Genomic DNA, 17800 nt, shown 5'->3' on the forward strand with positions numbered 1-17800 from the left:
CACTCAGCGATGCGCGGCGAGCGGCACGACGTTATTCGGCTGCTTGGCGCTGGATGCGAGGAAGCGCTTGATATTGCGCGCCGCTTGCCGGATCCGGTGCTCGTTTTCGACCAGCGCGATGCGCACGTGATCGTCGCCATGCTCGCCGAAGCCGACGCCCGGCGCCACCGCGACGTCGGCGTGCTCGATCAGGAGCTTGGAGAATTCAAGCGAGCCCAGGTGCTTGAACGGCTCCGGGATCGGCGCCCACGCGAACATCGAAGCCGCCGGTGCGGGAATGGTCCAGCCGGCGCGGCTGAAAGCGTCGACCATGACATCGCGGCGTTTGCGGTAGACGTCGCGCACTTCGGCGATGTCGGCGCCGTCGCCGTTGAGTGCATGCGCCGCCGCCACCTGGATTGGCGTGAAGGCGCCGTAGTCGAGATAGGATTTCACTCGCGTCAGCGCCGAGATCAGCCGTTCATTGCCGACCGCAAAACCCATGCGCCAGCCCGGCATCGAAAAGGTCTTCGACATCGAGGTGAACTCGACGGCGACGTCTATGGCGCCCGGCACCTGCAGCACCGAAGGCGGCGGATTGCCGTCGAAATAGATCTCCGAATAGGCAAGATCCGACAGGATGATGATGTCGTTCTTCCTGGCGAAGGCCACCACCTCCTTGTAGAAATCGAGCGAAGCGACCAGTGCCGTCGGGTTGGATGGATAATTGAGGATCAGTGCCAGCGGCTTCGGGATCGAATGGCGGATGCCGCGCTCCAACGCCGGGATGAAGCCGTCGTCCGGCTCGACCTGCAGCGAGCGGATGACGCCGCCTGACATAATGAAGCCGAAGGCGTGGATCGGATAGGTCGGGTTGGGGCACAGGATCACATCGCCGGGGGCGGTGATCGCCTGCGCCATATTGGCAAAGCCCTCCTTCGAGCCGAGCGTCGCCACCACCTGGCTGTCCGGGTCGAGCTTCACACCGAAGCGGCGGGCATAGTAGTTGGCCTGGGCACGACGCAGGCCCGGAATGCCGCGCGACGACGAATAGCGGTGCGTGCGCGGATCGCGTACCACCTCGCAGAGTTTGTCGACGATGGCCTTGGGCGTCGGCAGGTCCGGATTGCCCATGCCAAGGTCGATGATGTCGGCGCCGCGCGAACGGGCGCTGGCCTTCAGCCGATTGACCTGTTCGAAGACATAGGGCGGAAGCCGGCGGACCTTGTGAAATTCTTCCATGGCAGTTCCAGACAGTGAGGTTGCGGTCGCGCGTATAAGCTTATTTGCAACTAGGGTCGAGAGCGGGGTCGCATTTGCCTTCGATCTGCTTCAGCGCCTCGGCGCCGTGTTTTTTGGCCAGCTGGTCCAGCGCTGCCTGGTCCGCAACCTTGACGCCGCCGCCCTTGGCGGCCTGGCTCTGCTCCTCGGCCTTCAGTTGGGCGAGCTTGGCATTCTTTTCCTCGTCGGTGAATTGCTCGGCCGCCACCTGCGGCCGGATGTTCAGGTTCGGATAGGAACCGGTGTCCTTCGCGCCGACAAGGCCGGTGGCGGGCGCTGCACCTTCTATGTTGCTGCTCGTGCAACCGGCCATCGCCAACAGGACGAGCGCCATGCGGCAAAAACGACCAGTGCCGGAAAAAACGTTCTTGCCAATATTAATCGTCATATTGTTTTCCTGGCGGCCGGGTTAGAGCACATTGGACCCTGTTCGATATCCCATGGTAATATGTCAACAAAACGCTTCGGGAGGAACCCCGCGAACCATGTCCAAAACACCCGATTCGGGCAAAGCGGAAGATGACCAACCTTCGACCGTCGAGCAATATCTGGTGAAGGACCCGGAACGCTTCGCCCTGAACATGGCCCGCATGATCGAGCAGGCCGGCAAGGCCGCCTCGGCATGGGCCGAGCCGCGGGAAAAGGGCGAGGTGCGCGATCACGTCGCCGAGCCGGTCGTCGACATGGTGAAGACGTTCTCCAAGCTCACCGAATACTGGCTCTCCGACCCGCAGCGCGCGCTGGAGGCGCAAACGCGGCTGTTTTCCGGCTACATGACCGTCTGGGCCAACGCCGTCCAGCGCATCGGCGCCGGCGCCGAGGACGCCGAGGACGCGGTCAAGCCCGAGCGCGGCGACAAGCGTTTCCAGGACCCGGAATGGGGCCGCAACGCCTTCTTCGATTTCCTCAAACAGGCGTATCTGGTCACCTCGCGCTGGGCGGCCGAACTGGTCGAGCACGCCGACGGCCTGGACGAGCACACCCGCCACAAGGCCGGCTTTTATGTCAAGCAGGTGTCCAATGCCATCTCGCCGTCGAATTTCATCCTGACCAATCCGGAATTGTTTCGCGAGACTGTCGCCTCCAACGGCGAAAACCTGGTGCGCGGCATGAAGATGCTGGCCGAGGACATTGCCGCCGGCAAGGGCGACCTGAAGCTGCGGCAGGCCGATTATTCGCCTTTCGAGATCGGCAAGAATCTCGCCACCACGCCGGGCAAGGTGGTCGGCCGCAGCGACGTCGCCGAAATCCTGCAATACGAACCGACTACCGACACCGTGCTCAAGCGGCCGCTGCTGATCTGCCCGCCATGGATCAACAAATACTACATCCTCGACCTCAACCCGCAAAAATCCTTCATTCGCTGGGCGGTCGAGCAAGGCCACACCGTCTTCGTCATCTCCTGGATCAACCCGGATGAGCGGCACGGCGCCAAGAGCTGGGAGGCCTATATCAGGGAGGGCCTGCAATACGGCCTCGACACGATCGAGAAGGCCACCGGCGAAAGGCAAGTCAACGCCATCGGCTATTGCGTCGGCGGCACGCTGTTGGCGGCAGCGCTGGCCTTGATGGCGCAGGAAGGCGACCACCGCATCAAATCGGCGACCTTCTTCACCACCCAGGTCGATTTCACCTATGCCGGCGATCTAAAAGTGTTCGTCGACGAGGAACAGGTCGCGGCCGTCGAAAAGGCGATGAACGAAAAAGGCTATCTCGACGGCACCAAGATGGCGACTGCATTCAACATGCTGCGCTCGGGCGACCTGATCTGGCCCTATGTCGTCAACAACTACATGCGCGGCAAGGATCCCCTGCCCTTCGACCTGCTCTACTGGAATGCCGATTCGACCCGCATGGGCGCTGCCAACCATTCCTTCTATTTGCGCAATTGCTATCTCGAGAACAGGCTTTCGCAAGGCATGATGGAACTGGCGGGCCGCACGGTTTCGCTGAAGGACGTTACCATGCCGGTCTACAACCTCGCCTCTAAGGAGGACCATATCGCGCCGGCGCTGTCGGTATTCCTCGGCTCGAAATATTTCGGCGGCGAGGTCGATTACGTCATGGCCGGCTCCGGCCACATCGCCGGGGTCGTCAATCCGCCGGCGGCGCAGAAATATCACTACTCGACCGGCGGCAAGCCGGCCGGCGACTTCGACCAGTGGCTCGCCGGGGCCACCGACCATCCCGGTTCCTGGTGGCCGCACTGGCAACGCTGGATCGAAGCCAGGGACAATACCCGCGTACCGGCCCGCAAACCGGGCGAGCATATGCAAGTTCTAGGCGAAGCCCCCGGCACCTATGTCAAGGTGCGCGTGTAACCATCTGTAATGTGTGGTGAGTTGACGCGCCGCCAAAAGCGGGCGAAATGGTGCCGTCAACCCTGAGCAGCCTTGATTCATCCTCTAGCCGCCAAATTACTTTGAGGCTTGCAGATTTGACACAGGTCTCGTTTCCGGTTCGGGGAACAAGGGTCATTTCGACGAGACGTTTCGACGCCGCGCCAATGACGAACCGGTCGGATATCGAGGGGGAATTTTGTTTTGAGATCAGCAGGATCGCGCCTCGCGAAGGGAGAAAGCCGCGCCATTGTGGCGGCGCTTTTCTCGGTGCTCCTGGCGTCCTGCACCTCGGCCGGCGACCCGACCATGTCGGTCGGCATGCCAGGCTATAATACCTCGGCTACCGAAATCAGCACGGCCGCCGGTGCGCCCCAGGCCAGCACGGCCGCATCATCGTCGCAGATGACGACCGCACAAATGACGATGAATGCCGACGGTGACGCCAACCTTCCCGAGCAGGTGGCCTATGTGCCAGTGGCCAAGCCAGGGGCCAAGCCCGATGCCGGCTTCCCGATCGCCGTTCCCACGGCAGCCGAGACGATCGCGGGACACACGCCGCAGCCGCTGCAACCAAACGCCCAGACGGCCGATCAGGCCGTGGCACAGAACAGTGCTGATGCATCGAAGCCCGACGCCAAGGCCGCAGCGCCGGCGATGAACAACCCGGTCTATGTGACCGCCGGCGAGATGCCGCAGCCACAGGCCTACGCACCGAAGAAAAATTTCCTGGCCTCGCTGTTCAGCGCCACCCCCGCTTCGGCAGCATCGCCGGCCAACAGCAGATCGGGCGGGCAGCCAACGGTCGTGCAGGCCAAGGCGACGCCTGCGGCAAAACCCACCGTTACCCTGGCCTCGGCCAATCCGGCTGAAAAGCCGGTGCAGCTGGTGTCGACGGGCGATACCAGCCACTTCACGGCCGATGCGCTGCCCGGCGTGCGACAGACGGCGCTGTTCGAGATCAAGCGCAAATCCGGCCTCGACGATGAGAGTGACGTCGATCTCAACGAAGACGAAGGTTCGGGTGGCGCCTACCAGGTCGCCTCCGCCGCCGGCCTCGCCCGGCTGGCGCCCAACGGCCTCCTGAAACAGAACGAAAGCGTCGATGTCGCCTGCTTGAAGCCGTCGCTGGTTCGCGTGCTGAAGACGATCGAAGGCCACTACGGCCGCAAGATGACGGTCACCTCCGGCTACCGCGATCCGGCCCGCAACCGCCGCGCCAACGGCGCCAAGAATTCGCTGCACATGTACTGCGCCGCCGCCGACATCCAGGTCCCCGGCGTCTCGAAGTGGGAACTGGCGAGCTACATCCGCACCATGCCGGGCCGCGGCGGCGTCGGCACCTACTGCCACACCGAATCCGTTCACGTCGATGTCGGACCGGAGCGCGACTGGAACTGGCGTTGCCGCAGGCGCGGCTAGGGCGAGGATCTTCCGTCACCGCGAAGGCCCTTCGGCGGCGTTGCATCATGCCGCAAAAACCAGCTTGGCTGTCGGAAAGACGCGGTTTGGAGCCAAAGGAAAAAAGTTGTCGCAGCCGGCGGCAGACGGGTTGCCGGTTTGTCGCGACGCAACTATAAGCGCTCACATCTGAGCGCGCCCATCGTCTAGCGGTCAGGACACCGCCCTTTCACGGCGGTAACAGGGGTTCGATTCCCCTTGGGCGTACCAGAAAATCCACAAGAAATCAGGTACTTACCGGATGCATCGCGGTCCCTCTCGCCTTCGCAGGCTGATTCTAGGGTAATATGGGCGGCAGTGTGGATGGCGCGGGGGGATTCGCGTCAGGTACGCTGAGGGGCGGAGTTGCGGGAAATTTTATGGTGGCTCTCGGCGGAACAAGGCTCTTCATTTTATCGATCTTGGCATCGAGGTGCGAATTAAGCGCCGGCCTGACGAATGCCTCGTGGAGAAAGTGCTCCAACACGTCCATCATCGTGTTCAAGTCATGACCACTTGGCTTCCAGCCTCGATGCGCTGAAGCGTTGCCCGCCTCGACAAGCGCGAGGAGGCGCTTCTCGTCGATAACGCCGATGTGGCCTTTATGGGCCAACTCACCCAGTTTCTCTTTGAATGTCATATTCTGACTGACCCCTAGTCGGCCCGAAGCCACATCGAATGTCGTTCGCATTCCGATGGCCGCCAGAGTGTTGAGGTCGTTGTCGAGCGCGCCGTAGAGCTCGGTCAGAGCTTCACTCAAGTCCCCGCCTATCAGCAACACGTTCGCAAACCAGTCAGGTCGATTTCTCTTCAGCTGTGCGGGCCACGTGTCGTTGTAGACATTGTGATCCAAGATCTCTTCGCCGTTCGGCAGATATACGACCTCGAAGTCTTCGCTGCTGGAGAACGATGTCTGCGCAAATACATGTTCGCAACCACGGCACTCGAGGATGTACCACTTCTTTGACCAGTGGCGGTAATCATCGTCGCCGCGCTGATCGTGATATCCGCGGACCTCGCAGTTGCGCTCCCCGCCGCAGCTCGAACAGTTCGCCTTGATGACGGTCGGAGGAGTCTCCGTGGACATGCAGCCGTTCTCTCATTCGATGCCGACCCTCGGCATTAGACCCGACGAGAGACGAAATCAACGCTAGGGCCGCCCGGCCGCGAGGCGGGCGGCCCTAGCCGCGCTGCCGGGGAAGGAGCGATGGGAGTCAGCTGTTGATGGCCCCGGAGACGGCCCGCTGGGCGGCTTCGGCCTTCGCCACGATCTCGGTGCTGCTGAGCTGGGCGGTGTACTTGACCACCAGCTGGCCGCCGCGCTCGGTGTCCACCACCGCCTTGGAGATGCGCTCGATCCTGTCGAGCTCCGCCCAATGGCGGCTGCGGCGCCAGCGCAGCCTCAGCATCTCTCCTCCGGGGCTCCCAGGGCTCGGCACTCAGGTCACGGAGCTTGCCGCTGTTATTTCACGGCGTCTGGAAGATGGGAGACTTCAGCGCGAACGTGAGCTTCCGCTCGGAGTAGGTGAGACGGCACTAAAGCGCAGCAAATAACTACGCATAGCTACGATTGACTACTATTTTTAACTCTGCCATAAAGCCCCTACTCGAACAGGGAGAGCGCTGGTGGATTACGTTTCGATTCCCTTCCCGCAGGATCTATACAACCGCATTATCCTTCGATCCGGGGGCAAGCTTGACCCGGTCAGCCTAGCCGTCGATCAGGTGGAACAGTTCATCGAGCGAACGCGGGACGAGCCGCTTGTGTGGACCAGGGAGGGCGTTGCCCAGTTCGCAGCAGAGCAGGCCGTTGCTGGAGCTGAGTTCGGCGACCCCGATCGCGGCCATCAGTGGAGCTTTGTGTTCCTGCCCAACGGAACCGAGCTTCGCATGAAGTACCTGGGTAAGACACACTACGCGACCATCAAGTCCGAGAATGTGGTAAGCGATGCGACCACATTTTCTTCGGTGTCTCAATGGGTCAGGAACGTGGCGCGCGGCACGTCTCGGAACGCATGGCACGATGTCTGGATTCGCTTTCCTAAGGAATCGGAGTTCCGATACAGCGACACCGTCAGAGACGCGAAACGCAAGGAGCTTGTCAGAAAGCTGTAGGCCTTCGGTCCGGACCGCCAGCGCTCGCCGGTTACGGCCCGCCATAGCCGCGCAAGCCGGTGCGAAGCCGTCATCTCCTGTAGACACCCTTCCCACCCGGCAAGCAAAGGCCGCCAAATGTCAACGATCGCGGGTATGATCGAGCTTCGCATGGAGCGCTTCGTCAACTTCCAGATGGAACGCCGGCAGAAATCGAACCGGCTCCCTACGCCCGCAGTCCCCTCGCCTCGCCGCCGCGCTTGCGCGGAACCATCATGTCCCTGGCAAGCAGGCCGCTCACCCGGCAAAAGGCCATGAAGGCCCGCCATGCGTCCTCGGTCTCGACGATGTCCACCGTGGCGCCAAAACAGGCATTGAACGCGGCCTGGTAGGTTGGTCCCTTCCGGCGAACCGGCCACGTTTGCAGGAAATCGAGCGCCTGCTCGACACTGTAGATTTCCTCGACCGGCTGGCCGGGCACAGGCGCGATCCGCACCGGCACCTCGAATTGCAGTCTGTCCATTCGATCTCTCCCGAACCGACCCCCGCAGCAGCGCCGTTCGTCGCAAAAAGTTGCCGTGGCGGCTAACGCTTGGGCCGACTTCTCGCCTAGAAATGTGTCGTCACTACGGTGGTCAATGAACCCGGCGAAGCATGGGCCGCTAGAGGCAAGGAGAATGCTCCCAGGCGTGAATATCGCCGGTCTTCGGCCGTCGCCGGCAGTTCGTCCTTGAACCTTGCGCTTTCCAGTGCCAAATCTGGGAAGGTTTCTCTCGCGGAGGCTCATCCAGCCCCGCATCCTGCAAGACGGATAAAAATGGTCACCTATCTCGACGCCGCCACGGCACCGCTCAGAAACACCGGCCAGATCCGTCTTTACGACGAGGAAGGTTTTGTCGGCATGCGCAAGGCTTGCGATCTCACCGCGCGCTGCCTCGACGAACTGGTACCGATTGTGGCGCCCGGCGTCACCACCGAAGCGATTGATCGCTTCGTCTTCGAGTTCGGGATGGACCATGGCGCGCTTCCGGCGACGCTCAACTACCGTGGCTACACGAAATCATCCTGCACCTCGATCAACCACGTCGTCTGTCACGGCATACCCGACAGCAAGCCATTGAAGGATGGCGACATCGTCAATATCGACGTCACCTATATCCTCGACGGCTGGCATGGCGACTCCTCGCGCATGTATCCGGTGGGTACGATCAAGCGTGCCGCGGAGCGGCTGCTCGAAGTCACGTATGAGTGCCTGATGCGCGGCATCGCGGCAATCAAGCCGGGCGCCCGAACCGGCGCCATCGGCGCCGCCATCCAGACCTATGCCGAAGCCGAGCGTTGCTCGGTGGTGCGCGATTTCTGCGGCCACGGGGTTGGCCGGCTGTTTCACGACGCGCCGAATATCCTGCATTACGGCAGCGCCAGCGAAGGCGTCGAGATGCGGCCGGGCATGATCTTCACCGTCGAGCCGATGATCAATCTCGGCCGGCCGCATGTGAAAGTGCTGTCGGACGGCTGGACCGCGGTGACGCGCGACCGTTCGCTGTCGGCGCAGTACGAGCACACGATCGGCGTCACCGAGACCGGCTGCGAGATCTTCACGCTGTCGCCAAAAAACCTCGACCGCCCCGGCCTGCGGGCCTAGTGTCTGGCAGATCGGGCGTTACCTTGCCCGGCAAATGCTGGGTGGGGCAGCCATGAACGGTGACGATGACGAGCGGGCCTTCTTTCCCGAAAGGCCAGTGCGATCGCCCGCGAAGGCGGTGGCCGCCGACAAGCCGCATTATCTCGGCCATCGCGACCGCCTGCGCGAGCGCTTCGCCGCCGGTACCAACACCCTCCCCGACTACGAACTGCTCGAGCTTTTATTGTTTCGGCTGATCCCGCGCGCCGACACCAAGCCGGTCGCCAAGGCATTGCTGGCACGCTTCGGTACATTGGCCGAGGTCCTCGGTGCGCCCGTCGAGCGCCTGCAGGAGGTGAAGGGCATCGGCCCGGCGGTGGCGCTCGACCTCAAGGTGGTTGCGGCAACGGCGCAGCGCATGGCGCGCGGCGAGATCGTCGGCCGCGAGCTGTTGTCGACCTGGACGCAGGTTCTCGAATACTGCCGGTCGGTGATGGCCTTCGAGGAGCGCGAGCAGTTCCGCATCCTGTTCCTCGACAAGAAAAACGCGCTGATCGCCGACGAAGTCCAGCAGGTCGGCACAGTCGACCACACACCGGTCTATCCGCGCGAGGTGGTCAGGCGCGCCTTGGAGCTCTCCGCCACGGCGATCATTCTGGCGCATAACCATCCGTCGGGAGACCCGACGCCGTCGCGCGCCGACATCGAGATGACCAAGCTGATCATAGAAACGGCCAAACCGCTTGGCATTGCCGTTCACGACCACATCATCATCGGCAGGAAAGGCCACTCCAGCATGAAGGGCCTGCTGCTGATCTGAGGTTTGGCGTTGTTTTCAGCTTTGTCCGCTGTGCGCCTCTGTACCGCAACGTCAAGGCGGTCGGCTCGATAAATTCTGGCGCCGAGGCTCAGCTGGCCGTGCGCAGGCGTCGCGATCGGACAAAGGTCTTAAGTCCCTCGGAATCGAATGCGTGGCCGAAGGCATAACCCTGCAATATGTCGCAGCCCAGGCCCTTGAGTAGCCGTGCATGCTGCATCGTCTCGACGCCTTCCGCCACGACCTCGATACCCAGCGACTTGCCGATTTCAATGATCGACGAGACAACCTGCCTTCTCTGCGGAGATTTGACGATTGGGGTGACCAGCTGCCGATCTATCTTCAGCCGGCGCGGCTGCAACTTCAGCAAACTGACCATCGAAGCGTAGCCGGTACCAAAATCGTCTATTTCGACGTCAATCCCCAGCTCTTTTATCTGCTCGATATTCCAGGTGACAAGGTCGTCGTTCTCGTCCAGGAAAATCGACTCAACAAGCTCGAACGAAACTGTTCCTTTCTTGATATTTTGTTCTCGCAGGCTCTTGATGAGCTCCTCGTCTTGAAGGCGCCTGGCCGAGACATTGACCGACACCCGCGGAATGTGAAGTTTTGCAGCGGACCACTCTTCGAAATCCGAAAGCGATTGCTTCAATATGGCTTGGTCGATAATCGAGACGACGTTCAGTTCTTCTGCAATCCTCAGGAAGATGTCGGGCGCCAAAATACCCTTTATTGGATGTTTCCACCTCGCCAGCGCCTCAACCCCAACGATTTCGAGCGTCTTTGCGTCAAATTGGGGCTGGTAGAAGGGGATGAACTCGTTGCGCTCGAGGCCGCCGAGAATTTCGTCGGCAATCCGCTTAGTATCGACGATTTCGCTTTGCATCGCGTCGGTGAAGAATTCGTATCGATTGCGGCCCCGCCCCTTTGCTCGGTAAAGCGCGATATCGGCGTTCACCAGCAGGTGTTTGGCTTCGACATCTTTTGCGTTATCGACAGCGATTCCCACGCTGACACCAAAACGGCATCGATGACCCTGATAGTAGACGGGTTCGCGCATCTGGCTGATGATGCGGTCGGCGAGCAGCGCCAGTTGCTTGGTATCGTCGCGCACCACGCACAGAACGATGAATTCGTCTCCCCCGATACGGGCGACGAATCCCTCGTCGCCGACCTTCGACCTGAGCACGGTTGACGCGTGAACCAGCATCGCGTCACCGGCGGCGTGGCCCAGCGTATCGTTGATGTGCTTGAACCGATCCAGATCTATGTGAAGCAGTGCCGCGTGCCCGCCTGAGCGCCTGGCGTTTGCCGCGTAATGTTCCAGTACCTGGTCGAGGTAACGCCGGTTGGGCAAGCCGGTCAGCGAATCATGAAGCGCGATGTGCTCTATGCGCGCTTTGGCCGACTCGAGTTCTGCATTTTTCGACTCGGACAGCTGTTTTGCACGAACCAGATCCTTGTTCAGCAGGACGTCGGCAGTCACGTCCCATTCCGCGCCGATCATTTTTGGGGTGTCGTTTGCGACCCGGTAGAGGATCGCCTTGGACCGGACATGACGGATCTCGCCATCCTGACGCACAATCCGGTACTCCGACAAATATGGTCGTCCGCTGGCCACCGCCCTGTCGAAGTCCGCGTTGGCGCCAGCCAAATCATCTGGGTGGATTGCTCCCGCCCAGTCTGGGTAGCCCCGGTGCTCGCCGGTTGGTTTGCCATATATTTCGTTGACGCGATCATCCCACGTAAGCTCGTTGGTCGCGAGATCGTGTTCCCAAACCCCAATAGCCGAAGCTTCCAGAGCGAGTTCCAAGCGTCGTGACAATCGACGCAATTCCGCATAATTGCGCTGTCTTTCGCCAATCAGGCGGCCTGTGACCAGGAAAGGGAACACAACCAAGGCTCCGGCCGTCGCCATGATCGCGCGCAACAACCATGCGTTGCTTGGCGTCGAAGGCCAGCCGTTTTTGGGAATGGCCGCGAGCTGCCACGAGCCGGAAGGAAGCAAAACGTCAGCCGTCACCGGATCGCTTTTGCTGATCTCCTCATTGCCGTAGAATTGACCACCTCGGTGACCGAGGGCGTCCCTGCCGATCAGCGCTACGTCGATCCCGAGATCGTCGTCAAGCAAGCCGCTCGCTCTGTAAAGGCGCTGCACGTCGACAACGGCGGAAATGATACCCCAGAACCTTTCCGTATTGCCAGCGCTCGGCACGAAGACCGGAAAGCGGCCGATGAAGCCTTGTCCTCCCTGTTTCAGGTCGACGGGACCGGCAAGCACCAGCTTGCGTTCGTCTCGCGCCCTTAGCGCAGCCGCACGCTGCCGCTCGTTCTTGCGGTAGTCCAGACCCATCGCCTGCTCGTTACCCTCCATCGGATACATAAGGGAAACGACCAGATCAGGCGCGCCGGCAATATCGTTCAATTGCGAGTCGGCGCCAAACAGATTGCTCGCGAGCGAGGCGAAGCGTTGCTGTCCCATATAGGGCTCGGTCACGACCGCGGCGACCAGTCCACGCACGAGTTGAAGGTTTCCGTTGATATTGCCTTCGAGCTTGGCGCGGATGAGATTGACCTTGGTCAGCACGTCCGCACGGACGGCCTGGTCCGAGACGATTTTGTTCTGGTGCTCCGCGAACGCTGCGCTGACAAGGATGACGACAAACGCGATCGCCGCCGGAATATTTGCCGACGAAAAGACGGCCTCCTTGATGCCGTTGAACCTAGCGCGGAAAAAAGCCAATAGGCGATTCCTCAAGTGCCATTTTCAGGTTCTCGGGGTCGACCCGATGAGGAACATTAGCTTTCAATGTTTAATTTGACCTTCATACTCCTGAGAAATTTCATTTTCCGACGGCTGACGCCGGCTGCGATACCGACAGCGATGCTGAAGGCGGGCTGCACGATGCGGACCAACATGAAACGCCAGCTAGATCAGCCTTGCTCGGAAGATCGAGGCGCACGAGCGCCATTGCACATTTCGACGCTCCGACCCGAGTACTCTGGAGCGTTGACCTTGGACTAGTGCCCCTCAATCGCCTTGGGAGACACAAGGTATGGTATCTTGCCGACGCTGCGCTTCGTCGCGCCAATGGAATAGGCCATCGGTATCTTGGGAGAGTTCTCGGGTAGGCCGTACATATCCTTGCCGGCGCGCACGGCAAATGAAAAGTGCTGCCACGAAACCGTATCATGCTCATTGAGAAAATCGAGCGTCAGACCAGCTGAAATCAGCGCATTCACCACGTCACTGATCGGGTGGATCCATTCATAATAGCGAGGATGCTTCAAGATGCGATCATCGCCGGTGTAGGTCAGTTCCTCGTTCCAGGCGAGCGGCCGAGCTATCGGCGTTCGCCAGTCGTGCTTCAATTCCAGGGCCGCGGCCTTTCGATCGCACTGAAACATCAATGGATGGCCCTCGGCCATGTAGAGGCGGCCGCCGGGTCGCAGAAGATCGGCAACCACCCGCGCCCAACGGAACACGTCGTCCAGCCAGTTTACCGAGCCCCAAGTAACGTAAGCGATGTCAAAGGTCCGGCCGAGCGCTTCCACCGCCTCGAACAGTGGCGCTTCCACGAAGCGCACGTCGGTGCCTGCCTTCGCAGCAAAATCCCGCGCCGCCACGATCGCCGTCGGTGAAAAGTCGAGCCCGGTCACGCTGCCTGCGCCGAGATTCTTCAGGCTGATCGTGTCAAGACCGATGTGACACTGCAGGTGGACGATATCCTTGCCGGCGATATCGCCGAGCTCGCGTGTTTCCAGCTCATAGAGATTGGATCCGCCGGCCAGCACATTCTCGATGTGGTAGCTGCCCGTTGTGTCGGTCGAGTGCAGTTCGGCCCGATCATCCCAATTAAGGCGGTTCGCGCCCAGAAAGCGTTCCAAATTCCCCCCACCCCTGACTGACGCATGGTAAACAAGTCGTTAAAGCACCTTTGCAGCGAAAGTAGCGCGCGTCAATCCGGACCGGGCGGCAGTGCGCCGCCGCTCGCGAAAGCATCAGCCCCGGGAAGGCTTGCTGCTGATCAAAGGCTTCTGGCGCGATCGCCGCGCCCGGCGACAGGACCCCGCAGGCGCTCCCGGACTCCGCCGTCGTGGTCTGTATGTGGATTAGTCGGTTCCTCAGCCCGGCACAGCCACCATCGCGATATTTCTGGAGAGCTCGTTTGTGGGGGCAACTGCGTCTGCCGTGCCGCTCGTGAGTGCTCGGTAGAGTGCCACATAATCGCTGCACATGCGCTCGACCGTGAACCGCTTCTCGAACGTCTGCCGCACTCGTGCGCGATCGAGGCTGTCTATGCGCCGGAGCGCGCCCACGGCTTCCTCCACCGTATCCACGATCCATCCGGACACACCGTCATCGATGATCTCCGGGACGGCGCCACGCCGGAACGCAACCACCGGCGTACCGCAGGCCATTGCTTCGATCGTTACGAGCCCGAAGGGTTCCGGCCAGTCGATCGGAAACAAAAGCGCTATCGCATTGCCCAGAAAATCCGCCTTTTGCCGCTCATCGATCTCGCCAATGAACTCCACGTTCGAATGCCGCAGCACTTGCGGCTCGACCCTTTCCTTCCAGAACGACTGGTCCACCTTGTCGATCTTGGCGGCGATCTTCAGGGGAAACCCGGCCCGCGCTGCTATTTCTATGGCCGCTTCCGGCCCCTTTTCCGGCGAGATGCGACCGAGAAACGCAAGATAGCCAGAGGTGTTCGGGTGGAATGGCAGAAGATCGCGGGGCAGGCCGTGATGCACGGTTCCAACCCAATTGACGGGCGGCATGGGCCGGCGCTGGTCGAAGGAGATCGAGACCAGGGGAACGTCGTCGAACATCGCATAAAGCTGCGCCAGATCGGGCAGGTCGAGCCTGCCGTGAAGCGTGGTAACCGTTCGTCTGGCAAAATCCCGAATTATGGGGAAGTGCAGGACATCGACGTGGAAATGTAAAACGTCGAATTCATCGGCTCGCCGGCGCACCCGTTCAAGCATCATAACATGGTGCGGACCACCGTCCTGGACCCTGGGGTTCAGGCGCAGCGCGACGTCGCAACACCGCACCAGCTCGGCTGAGGTACGAGAATCGGCGCTGGCGAACAGCGTCACCTCGTGGCCCTGTCGGACAAGTTCTTCGGTCAGATACGAAACAATTCGCTCCGTTCCACCGTAGGTTCGGGGCGGCACGGATTCGGTTAGCGGTGCGATCTGGGCTATTTTCATTTAGAAATCTTTTCGGCGGCGACCGCCGTCTTTCAAACAAGCTTCGGCGACAACCAAGACAAGCGAGAGCTTCCAGTTGCGAAGTATTCTATGCAGAGCGTATTTATAGTTGTGCCGTCCGCGCTCCTCCCGTGCAATCAGGTTGCCCTTATTCAACTCCTCTGGATCCAAGAACTGCGATCCATGAGAAATGTTTCACCGGCTCGATAAAAAGACAGAATGAGCTACGCGCCGCCGTCCCGCCGCCCCCTGACAGGCAGGTTTGGATTTGTTCGATCACCATCAATTGATCCAGGCGTGCCGGTGCCCAATGGAACATAAAGCCCGGAATTCAGTTAGATAGCTGGATTTGACTGGAGTTCGCCACATGCGCAACTCCGGCCGGGCAAGGGCACTGCCGTGACACGGAGTGAGCGGCTTCGGGCGTATCGCGCCGAACTCAGGCACCACCTTGCCGAACTCGGGAGCCATAAACGCTCCTTATGGAGGATGCCATGAACCAGTGGACAAACGCCAGGCTCTGTGACGTAGCCAACCTGATCCTTGGGGCAATTCTGTTCTTCTCTCCCTGGATCTTCGCATTTGCGGCAGGCCCGCAGACGCAGAACGCCCTCGGCAGCGGAATCTTGATCGTCGTGCTTTCGGTTGCCGCCCTCGCAGCATTTGCCGTGTGGGAAGAGTGGGTGAACCTGGTCGTCGGACTGTGGGTTCTCGCATCGCCTTGGGTGCTTGGATTCCAGGCGACCACGGCGATGACCGTGCATGTCGTGATCGGCATTCTGGTCGCCGTGCTGGCGGCGATCGAGCTCTGGATGATGTATCAGAACCCGCCGACCCAGTCCGCCGCCTAACAGGCGCAGCCAGCCAGCGCCCTTTTTTGGGCCTGACGGATCTATCGGTCGTCTGCCGGTCTCTCGGCAACAGCCGCCGGAGGCCGGGCAGGCGGCGTTTGTTTGGACGAGAATAGGAAGGATGGCGCATTATGGTCGGTGACAATCCGCGTTCGACGGCCAGGATTGCGGGACATCCTATTCATCCGATGCTCGTGCCATTTCCGATCGCCTGCTTCGTCGGCACCCTGCTGACGGATCTAGCCTATTGGCGAACAGCGGAGATGATGTGGGCTGACTTCTCCGCTTGGCTGGTTACCGTCGGCGTGATCATGGGCTGCCTAGCAGCGATCGCGGGGCTGATCGATTTCCTGGCCAATCCGCTGATAAGGGCACAGCCCCCCGCCTGGCCACACGTGCTCGGCAATCTTCTGGCGCTGGCGTTATCCATTATCAACATGCTCGTGCACACCCGCGATGCATGGACCTCCATCGTTCCTACCGGCTTGATCCTCTCGGCGGTTGTCGTGCTCATCCTCATCTTCACTGGTTGGCTGGGCTGGTCCATGGTGTACCGGCATCACGTCGGAGTGGCGGATTGATGCGCATAGCAAGCTCCATCGGTCAGACCAGGCGCATCGCGGTGTCCGTCCTCATTTGCACTGCGGCGATCACTCTTGCAGCGTGCAGCGGCAACGACCCGGATCCCAGCAGTCAGATAGGGCCGAATCCAAACCTGCCGGAGCCGATCCAATATTTCTTCCCGCCCATGCATCTCGCTTCCGTGGTCGGATGGAAGAACGACGAAAAGCCGACCGTCGCGCAGGGGCTGCAGATCCAGGCTTATGCCCACGGCTTGCAGCATCCGCGGTCGCTTTACGTGCTGCCCAATGGCGACGTCCTGGTGGTCGAGTCCAAGGCGCCGGGTGGCGAACCGATCAAACGGCCCAAGGATTTGGTGATGGGCTGGATCGAATCCTGGGTCACCTCGGGCGGCGACAGCGGCCCAAGCAACCGCATTACGCTGCTGCGCGACACCGATGGCGATGGCAAGCCGGAGCTGACCAGCGTATTCCTCGACCACCTGAGCTCCCCCTTTGGCGTGGCGCTGGTGGGAAGCGATCTCTACGTCGCCAATACCGACTCCATCGTCCGCTATCCCTACAACACCGGTGACACAAAGATCACCGTGCCCGGAACGCCGCTAACCGCCCTGCCCGGCGGCCCGATCGACCACCATTGGACGAAGAGTCTGGTGGCAAGCCCCGACGGCTCGCTGCTCTATGTCGGCATCGGCTCGAACAGCAACGTCGCCGAAAACGGCATCGAGGCAGAGAAGAACCGCGCCGCCATCTGGCAGGTAGACAGGGCCACCGGCCGGTCGCGCATTTTCGCCAGCGGTTTGCGCAATCCAAACGGCCTGAGCTGGGAGCCGCAGACCGGGGCGCTCTGGGCAGTGATCAATGAGCGCGACGAGCTCGGCCCCAATCTCGTGCCGGATTATCTGACCTCGGTAAAGGATGGCGGCTTCTACGGATGGCCATACAGCTATTACGGCCAGCATCTCGATCCCCGCGTCATGCCCCAACGTCCGGACCTGGTCGCAAAAGCGATCGTTCCGGATTATGCACTGAGTTCCCACGTCGCCCCTCTGGGACTGGCCTTCTATACGGCAACCAGCCTTCCCGAGGCATATCGCGGCGGCGCCTTCGTTGGCGAGCATGGCAGCTGGAACCGCACGCGCTTCAATGGCTACAAGGTAGTGTTCGTACCATTCAGCGGCGGCCGTCCGAGCGGCGTCGCTACCGACGTGGTGACTGACTTCCTGGACAAGGACAACAAGGCGCGCGGCCGGCCTGTCGGCCTGGCTGTCGACAAAACCGGGGCCCTGCTCATCGCCGACGACGTCGGCAACACAGTTTGGCGGGTGACATCTGCCGGCCAATAAAGTGGCTCCACTCCCTTCGTCGAGCGTCGAGCAGGTGAACGGACACTGGTCGAAGCAATCGTGCTGACGTGCTTCGTCATGCTGCTGTTCCTGCAGAACCTGCGCGCGACGATCCCCGACGATCGCCGTTCCGGTGACTCTGCCGGGCACATTCGGCGTGCCCGCCCTTGCCGGTTACTCGACGCTGACGATGTTTGCCACGCGCTGCCGCTGATCACCGCCGAACCG

Annotated in this window: 16 protein-coding genes, 1 tRNA gene and 1 pseudogene; 10 read left to right on the forward strand and 8 right to left on the reverse strand. The window is 61.1% G+C overall.

Annotated features, from left to right (window positions below):
• Nucleotides 1-3: 3 nt before the first annotated feature.
• Together NKJ28_RS10785 and NKJ28_RS10790 are read right to left on the reverse strand one after the other, a co-directional pair.
• A complete protein-coding gene (locus NKJ28_RS10785) occupies nucleotides 4-1221 on the reverse strand; it encodes an LL-diaminopimelate aminotransferase (RefSeq protein WP_023678886.1) in 1218 nt (405 codons plus the stop codon).
• 40 nt (nucleotides 1222-1261) lie between these two features.
• Nucleotides 1262-1648: a hypothetical protein gene (locus NKJ28_RS10790; protein ID WP_023678887.1), complete on the reverse strand. Its 387-nt coding sequence runs from the start codon at nucleotides 1646-1648 to the stop codon at nucleotides 1262-1264.
• Nucleotides 1649-1745: 97 nt separating this feature from the next.
• Here NKJ28_RS10790 and phaC point away from each other — a divergent pair, with 97 nt between their 5' ends.
• From phaC to NKJ28_RS10805, 3 genes are all read left to right on the forward strand, one after another.
• Complete coding sequence (gene phaC / locus NKJ28_RS10795) at nucleotides 1746-3581, forward strand: class I poly(R)-hydroxyalkanoic acid synthase (protein ID WP_352568837.1); 1836 nt, start codon at nucleotides 1746-1748, stop codon at nucleotides 3579-3581.
• A 270-nt stretch (nucleotides 3582-3851) separates the two neighbouring features.
• Entirely contained in the window at nucleotides 3852-5021 is a 1170-nt protein-coding gene (locus tag NKJ28_RS10800; protein WP_352635473.1) for a YcbK family protein, read from the forward strand.
• A 174-nt stretch (nucleotides 5022-5195) separates the two neighbouring features.
• Nucleotides 5196-5270, forward strand: a tRNA-Glu gene (locus NKJ28_RS10805).
• A gap of 67 nt (nucleotides 5271-5337) precedes the next feature.
• Here the strand turns inward: NKJ28_RS10805 and NKJ28_RS10810 are convergent.
• Nucleotides 5338-6126, reverse strand: coding sequence for a DUF4145 domain-containing protein (locus NKJ28_RS10810; RefSeq protein ID WP_352635474.1), 789 nt, complete (start codon nucleotides 6124-6126; stop codon nucleotides 5338-5340).
• A 127-nt stretch (nucleotides 6127-6253) separates the two neighbouring features.
• Nucleotides 6254-6448, reverse strand: a complete 195-nt coding sequence (locus NKJ28_RS10815; protein ID WP_352568839.1) for a hypothetical protein — start codon at nucleotides 6446-6448, stop codon at nucleotides 6254-6256.
• A 217-nt stretch (nucleotides 6449-6665) separates the two neighbouring features.
• Here NKJ28_RS10815 and NKJ28_RS10820 point away from each other — a divergent pair, with 217 nt between their 5' ends.
• On the forward strand, nucleotides 6666-7154 hold the full coding sequence (locus NKJ28_RS10820; RefSeq protein WP_352568840.1) for a hypothetical protein: 489 nt from the start codon (nucleotides 6666-6668) through the stop codon (nucleotides 7152-7154).
• Between the two features lie 205 nt (nucleotides 7155-7359).
• Here NKJ28_RS10820 and NKJ28_RS10825 read toward each other — a convergent pair whose 3' ends face one another.
• On the reverse strand, nucleotides 7360-7656 hold the full coding sequence (locus NKJ28_RS10825; protein ID WP_023678889.1) for a DUF982 domain-containing protein: 297 nt from the start codon (nucleotides 7654-7656) through the stop codon (nucleotides 7360-7362).
• A 294-nt stretch (nucleotides 7657-7950) separates the two neighbouring features.
• Here NKJ28_RS10825 and map point away from each other — a divergent pair, with 294 nt between their 5' ends.
• Complete coding sequence (map, locus tag NKJ28_RS10830) at nucleotides 7951-8778, forward strand: type I methionyl aminopeptidase (protein WP_352454462.1); 828 nt, start codon at nucleotides 7951-7953, stop codon at nucleotides 8776-8778.
• Nucleotides 8779-8830: 52 nt separating this feature from the next.
• Entirely contained in the window at nucleotides 8831-9577 is a 747-nt protein-coding gene (radC, locus tag NKJ28_RS10835; RefSeq protein WP_352568841.1) for a RadC family protein, read from the forward strand.
• 88 nt (nucleotides 9578-9665) lie between these two features.
• Here the strand turns inward: radC and NKJ28_RS10840 are convergent, their stop codons facing one another.
• The 3 genes from NKJ28_RS10840 to NKJ28_RS10850 all read right to left on the reverse strand — a co-directional run bounded on the left by NKJ28_RS10840 (nucleotide 9666) and on the right by NKJ28_RS10850 (nucleotide 14794).
• Entirely contained in the window at nucleotides 9666-12245 is a 2580-nt protein-coding gene (locus tag NKJ28_RS10840; RefSeq protein ID WP_036239064.1) for a bifunctional diguanylate cyclase/phosphodiesterase, read from the reverse strand.
• Between the two features lie 350 nt (nucleotides 12246-12595).
• Complete coding sequence (locus NKJ28_RS10845) at nucleotides 12596-13462, reverse strand: class I SAM-dependent methyltransferase (protein WP_023678894.1); 867 nt, start codon at nucleotides 13460-13462, stop codon at nucleotides 12596-12598.
• Nucleotides 13463-13699: 237 nt separating this feature from the next.
• Nucleotides 13700-14794, reverse strand: coding sequence for a glycosyltransferase family 4 protein (locus tag NKJ28_RS10850; RefSeq protein WP_352451365.1), 1095 nt, complete (start codon nucleotides 14792-14794; stop codon nucleotides 13700-13702).
• Between the two features lie 494 nt (nucleotides 14795-15288).
• Here NKJ28_RS10850 and NKJ28_RS10855 point away from each other — a divergent pair, with 494 nt between their 5' ends.
• From NKJ28_RS10855 to NKJ28_RS10870, 4 genes and pseudogenes are all read left to right on the forward strand, one after another.
• A complete protein-coding gene (locus NKJ28_RS10855; protein WP_023678896.1) occupies nucleotides 15289-15645 on the forward strand; it encodes an SPW repeat protein in 357 nt (118 codons plus the stop codon).
• Nucleotides 15646-15776: 131 nt separating this feature from the next.
• Nucleotides 15777-16226: a DUF2231 domain-containing protein gene (locus NKJ28_RS10860; protein ID WP_352620501.1), complete on the forward strand. Its 450-nt coding sequence runs from the start codon at nucleotides 15777-15779 to the stop codon at nucleotides 16224-16226.
• The gene (locus NKJ28_RS10865; RefSeq protein ID WP_352635477.1) at nucleotides 16226-17572 is read left to right on the forward strand and encodes a PQQ-dependent sugar dehydrogenase; all 1347 of its coding nucleotides are present in this window, start codon (nucleotides 16226-16228) and stop codon (nucleotides 17570-17572) included. The genes NKJ28_RS10860 and NKJ28_RS10865 overlap by 1 nt, the downstream gene beginning before the upstream one ends.
• A gap of 6 nt (nucleotides 17573-17578) precedes the next feature.
• Nucleotides 17579-17771, forward strand: a pseudogene (locus NKJ28_RS10870) (efflux RND transporter permease subunit); the annotation flags it as partial.
• Nucleotides 17772-17800 lie beyond the last annotated feature (29 nt).

The sequence above is a fragment of the Mesorhizobium sp. M0145 genome (assembly GCF_040322355.1).
Lineage (GTDB): Bacteria > Pseudomonadota > Alphaproteobacteria > Rhizobiales > Rhizobiaceae > Mesorhizobium.

Bases quoted from the DNA above. Each gene is read 5' to 3' on its own strand.
- phaC (WP_352568837.1), top strand. From the start codon at position 1,746: ATGTCCAAAACACCCGATTCGGGCAAAGCGGAAGATGACCAACCTTCG.
- NKJ28_RS10850 (WP_352451365.1), bottom strand. From the start codon at position 14,794: ATGAAAATAGCCCAGATCGCACCGCTAACCGAATCCGTGCCGCCCCGA.
- NKJ28_RS10865 (WP_352635477.1), top strand. From the start codon at position 16,226: ATGCGCATAGCAAGCTCCATCGGTCAGACCAGGCGCATCGCGGTGTCC.
- NKJ28_RS10825 (WP_023678889.1), bottom strand. From the start codon at position 7,656: ATGGACAGACTGCAATTCGAGGTGCCGGTGCGGATCGCGCCTGTGCCC.
- NKJ28_RS10810 (WP_352635474.1), bottom strand. From the start codon at position 6,126: ATGTCCACGGAGACTCCTCCGACCGTCATCAAGGCGAACTGTTCGAGC.
- NKJ28_RS10785 (WP_023678886.1), bottom strand. From the start codon at position 1,221: ATGGAAGAATTTCACAAGGTCCGCCGGCTTCCGCCCTATGTCTTCGAA.
- radC (WP_352568841.1), top strand. From the start codon at position 8,831: ATGAACGGTGACGATGACGAGCGGGCCTTCTTTCCCGAAAGGCCAGTG.
- NKJ28_RS10815 (WP_352568839.1), bottom strand. From the start codon at position 6,448: ATGCTGAGGCTGCGCTGGCGCCGCAGCCGCCATTGGGCGGAGCTCGAC.
- NKJ28_RS10860 (WP_352620501.1), top strand. From the start codon at position 15,777: ATGGTCGGTGACAATCCGCGTTCGACGGCCAGGATTGCGGGACATCCT.
- NKJ28_RS10855 (WP_023678896.1), top strand. From the start codon at position 15,289: ATGAACCAGTGGACAAACGCCAGGCTCTGTGACGTAGCCAACCTGATC.
- NKJ28_RS10790 (WP_023678887.1), bottom strand. From the start codon at position 1,648: ATGACGATTAATATTGGCAAGAACGTTTTTTCCGGCACTGGTCGTTTT.
- map (WP_352454462.1), top strand. From the start codon at position 7,951: ATGGTCACCTATCTCGACGCCGCCACGGCACCGCTCAGAAACACCGGC.